The organism is Micropruina sp., from assembly GCF_047607385.1.
In the GTDB taxonomy this organism is placed as follows: domain Bacteria; phylum Actinomycetota; class Actinomycetes; order Propionibacteriales; family Propionibacteriaceae; genus Micropruina.
Genome location: NZ_JASGDE010000186.1, coordinates 1 through 4274, shown reverse-complemented (window position 1 = coordinate 4274; position 4274 = coordinate 1). Strand labels below are relative to the sequence as shown.

General features: G+C 69.1%; 2 protein-coding genes. Both read right to left on the bottom strand.

Annotated elements, in window-relative coordinates:
* Positions 1–86: 86 nt before the first annotated feature.
* A complete protein-coding gene (gene aceE, locus QM582_RS16175) occupies positions 87–2843 on the bottom strand; it encodes a pyruvate dehydrogenase (acetyl-transferring), homodimeric type (protein ID WP_415086106.1) in 2757 nt (918 codons plus the stop codon).
* 160 nt (positions 2844–3003) lie between these two features.
* Positions 3004–4014: a PHP domain-containing protein gene (locus QM582_RS16170; protein WP_415086104.1), complete on the bottom strand. Its 1011-nt coding sequence runs from the start codon at positions 4012–4014 to the stop codon at positions 3004–3006.
* Positions 4015–4274 lie beyond the last annotated feature (260 nt).

The window sequence follows — 4274 nt, the reverse complement described above, 5'->3', positions numbered from 1 at the left end:
CCATACTTCCGCGCCGGACGTAAAGCGCGTACACGGCTGGGGGCGGGTCACCGAAACAGCGCAACCCCGGCCCACGGCGCGTTCGATCAGGCGTCGCCGCCCGCGCTGCCGGACGCCCCGGCAGTCACGTCCAGCAGCCGGTACTTCTCGGCGGCCTGGCCGGGAGCGGAGGCGTCCACCTGGCCCTTGGCGGCCAGCGCCTGCAGCGTCCGCACCACCATCGACGGGCCGTCGATGTGGAAGTAGCGCCGCGCCGCCGCACGGGTGTCGGAGAAGCCGAAACCGTCGGCACCGAGCGAGTGGTACTCGCCGGGCACCCACTGGGCGATCTGGTCCTGCACCAGCCGCATGTAGTCCGAGGTCGCGATGAACGGGCCCGGACGGCCCTCCAGCCGCTGGGTCACGAACGGCACCTGCCGCTCCTGCTCGGGATGCAGGAAGTTGTGCTCGTCGGCGGCCAGCGCGTCGCGGCGCAACTCGTTCCACGAGGTGACGCTCCACACGTCGGCCACCACGCCCCAGTCCCGCTTGAGCAACTCCTGGGCCTCCAGCGCCCACGGCACACCGACACCGGAGGCCAGCAGCTGCGCCCGCGGCGCGTCGCCGGCGACACCGTCGAAGGAGCCCTCCTTGAGCAGGTAGATGCCCTTCTGGATGCCCTCGACGTCGATCCCCTCGGGCTCGCGCGGCTGCACCATCGGCTCGTTGTACAAGGTGATGTAGAAGATGACGTCCTGCGGGTTCGCGCCGTACATCGTCTCCAGACCGTGCTGCATGATGTGCGCGATCTCGTAGGAGTAGGCCGGGTCGTAGCAGCGCATCGCCGGGTTGGTCGCGGCCAGGATGTGGCTGTGCCCGTCCATGTGCTGGGTGCCCTCGCCGGCCAGCGTGGTGCGACCCGCGGTGGCGCCGAGCAGGAAGCCGCGGGCCAACTGGTCGGCGGCGGCCCACATCGAGTCGCCGGTGCGCTGGAAGCCGAACATCGAGTAGAAGATGTAGATCGGCACCATGTGGACGCCGTGCGTGGCGTAGGCGCTGCCGGCCGCCGCGAAGGCGCCCATCGAGCCGGCCTCGTTGATGCCGACGTGCAGGATCTGGCCGTTCTTCGCCTCCCGGTAGGCGAGCATCAGCTCGTGGTCCACCGGGGTGTAGGTCTGGCCGTGCGGGCTGTAGATCTTGATCGTCGGGAAGAACGCGTCCAGGCCGAAGGTGCGGGCCTCGTCCGGGATGATCGGGACGACGTGCGGGGCGAACTCCTTGTCCCGCATCAGGTCCTTGAACAGCCGCACCCAGGCCATCGTGCTGGCGATCTGCTGCTGGCCGGAGCCCTTCTTCACCGTGGCGTAGGCCGAGTCGTCCGGCAGCTTGATCGGCGCCGGCTTGTTGCGGCGCTGCGGCAGCCCGCCGCCGAGGGTCCGGCGACGATCCAGGGCGTAGGCGATCCGCTCGTCGCTGGCACCCGGGTTGACGAACGGCGGACGGTACGGGTCGGCCTCGAGCACCGCGTCGGTGATCGGCATGTCGAGCCGGTCGCGGAACTGCTTGAGGTCGTCCAGCGCCATCTTCTTCATGCCGTGGGTGGCGTTGCGGCCGGCGAAGTGCGAGCCGAGGAAGTAGCCCTTGATGGTGTGCGCCAGGATCACCGTCGGTGCCCCGGTGAACTCCATCGCCGCCTTGTAGGCCGCGTAGACCTTGTGGTAGTCGTGGCCGCCGCGGGTCAGCTTCCAGATCTTCTCGGCGTCCCAGCCGTCGACCATCTTGGCGACCCGGGGGTCGCGTCCGAAGAAGTGCTCCTTGACGTAGTCGCCGTCGTTGGCCCGGAAGGTCTGGTAGTCGCCATCCGGGGTGTTGTTCATCACGTTGACCAGCGCGCCGTCGCGGTCGGCGGCCAGCAGCGGATCCCAGCCGCGACCCCAGACGACCTTGATCACGTTCCAGCCGGCGCCACGGAAGAAGCCCTCCAGCTCCTGCATGATCTTGCCGTTGCCGCGCACCGGGCCGTCGAGCCGCTGCAGGTTGCAGTTGATCACGAAGGTCAGGTTGTCCAGCTCGTCGTAGGACGCCAGCTGCAGCGCACCGCGGCTCTCCGGCTCGTCCATCTCGCCGTCGCCGAGGAAGGCCCAGACGTGCTGCTGCGAGGTGTCCTTGATGCCGCGGTTGTGCAGGTACTTGTTGAACTGCGCCTGGTAGATGGCGTCCAGCGGGCCCAGGCCCATGGAGACCGTCGGGAACTCCCAGAAGTTCGGCATCTGCCGCGGGTGCGGGTAGGACGGCAACGCGCGGACGCGTCCGTCGACGACGTGGCTGTGCTCCTGGCGGAAGCCGTCCAGGTCGGCCTCCTCCAGCCGGCCCTCCAGGAAGGCGCGGGAGTACATGCCCGGCGAGGCGTGACCCTGGTAGAAGATCTGGTCACCGCCGCCGGGGTGGTCCTTGCCGCGGAAGAAGTGGTTGAAGCCCACCTCGTACAAGGTCGCCGAGGAGGCGAAGGACGAGATGTGGCCGCCGACGCCGATGCCCGGGCGGTTGGCCCGGTGCACCATGATCGCGGCGTTCCAGCGCACCAGCCGGCGGAACTTCCGCTCCAGCTCGACGTCGCCCGGGTACCACGGCTCGCTCTCCGGCGGGATGGTGTTGATGTGGTCGCTGACGGTCAGCGACGGTACGCCCAGGTGCCGCTCGCGGGAGCGTTCCAACAGCTTGAGCATGATGTAGCGGGCCCGGTTCCGGCCGCCTTCGTCGATGATCCCGTCCAGGGACTCCAACCACTCGGCGGTCTCCTCCGAGTCGATGTCGGGCAGGCTGGTGGGCAGTCCGTTCAGGATCGGGCCGACATTCTCGCTCATGGCCACAGGGGAGTCCTTTCTCATGCACGGCCCGGCGCGCGACGATGGGCACCACCGGGTGATTGGGTCCATCCTGCCCCATCTTCCCTGCTCCGCACATCGGCTGGACCACAGTGTGTCGGCGACGCGGCGTCCGAACGGCGAGCGGACTTGTCTCAGATCAGGCTTTCGCCCAGTCCAGCAGCCGCTGCACCGGCCAGCTGGTGACGATCCGGTCGGGGTCGATGCCGGCCGCTTCGGCCCGGGCCGCGCCGTAGACCAGGAACTCCAGCTGCCCCGGGGCGTGGGCGTCGGTGTCGATGCTGAACAGGCAACCGGCGTCCCTGGCCAGCTCCAGCAGCCGGTCCGGCGGGTCGCAGCGTTCCGGACGGGAGTTGATCTCCACCGCCACCCCGAAGGTCCGGCAGGCCTCGAAGACCACCTCGGCGTCGAAGGAGCTCTCGCCGCGGGTGCCCCGCTCCCCCTCGATCAACCGCCCGGTGCAGTGGCCGAGGATGTTGGTCCGCGGGTTGGCGATCGCCGCCACCATCCGGTGGGTCATCGACTCGGCGTCCATCGCCAGCTTGGAGTGCACGCTGGCCACCACGATGTCGAGCCGGTTCAGCATGAACGGCGACTGGTCCAGCGAGCCGTCGTCGAGGATGTCCACCTCGATGCCGCGCAGCACCCGGAACGGCGCCATCGCCTCGTTCAGGTCGTCGATCAGGTCGAGTTGCTCGGCGAGCCGCTCGGCGGACAGCCCGCGCGCCACCCGCAGCCTAGGCGAGTGGTCGGTGACCGCGGTGTACTCGTGGCCCAGCGCCTGGGCGGCCAGCATCATCTCCTCCACCGAGCTGCCGCCGTCGGACCAGGTGGAATGGGTGTGCAGGTCGCCCTTCAGCAGCGAGCGCAGCGCCGGTTCCGGGTCGACCAGCGGACGCGCCTTGGCCCGCTTGCCGGACAGATAGTCGGGGACGCCGCCGCGCAGCGCCTGCTCGATCACCGCCACCGAGGTGGCGCCCAGCCCGCGGACCTGCTTCCAGGTACCGGACGCGGCATGCCCGGCGCGCTCATCGGCGGGCATCGCGTCGACGATCTCGGCGGCCCGCCGGAACGCCTTCACCCGGTAGCTGTCGGCGCGTTCCCGCTCCATCAGGTAGGCGATCTCGCGCAGCGCCACCACGGGATCCATCAGGTCTGCCTCCTTCGCGCGGGCACCCAGCCTAGGAGTTTCGCGGCTCCGCCGGTTGAGCTTGTCGAAACCCTCGGACGGCGCCCGATGGGGTCGGGTCTCGACAGGCTCGACCAACGGTCCTGATCGCAGGCCCTAGATGATCAATTCCTGGGGGTGTTAGTGGTCGTAGGCGGTCAGTGTTCTTCTGGCTAGGGAGTTTGTGTGGTGGTTGTGCCAGATGGCGGTGGTCAGGGCGAGGATGCGTTGCGCAACCCGTG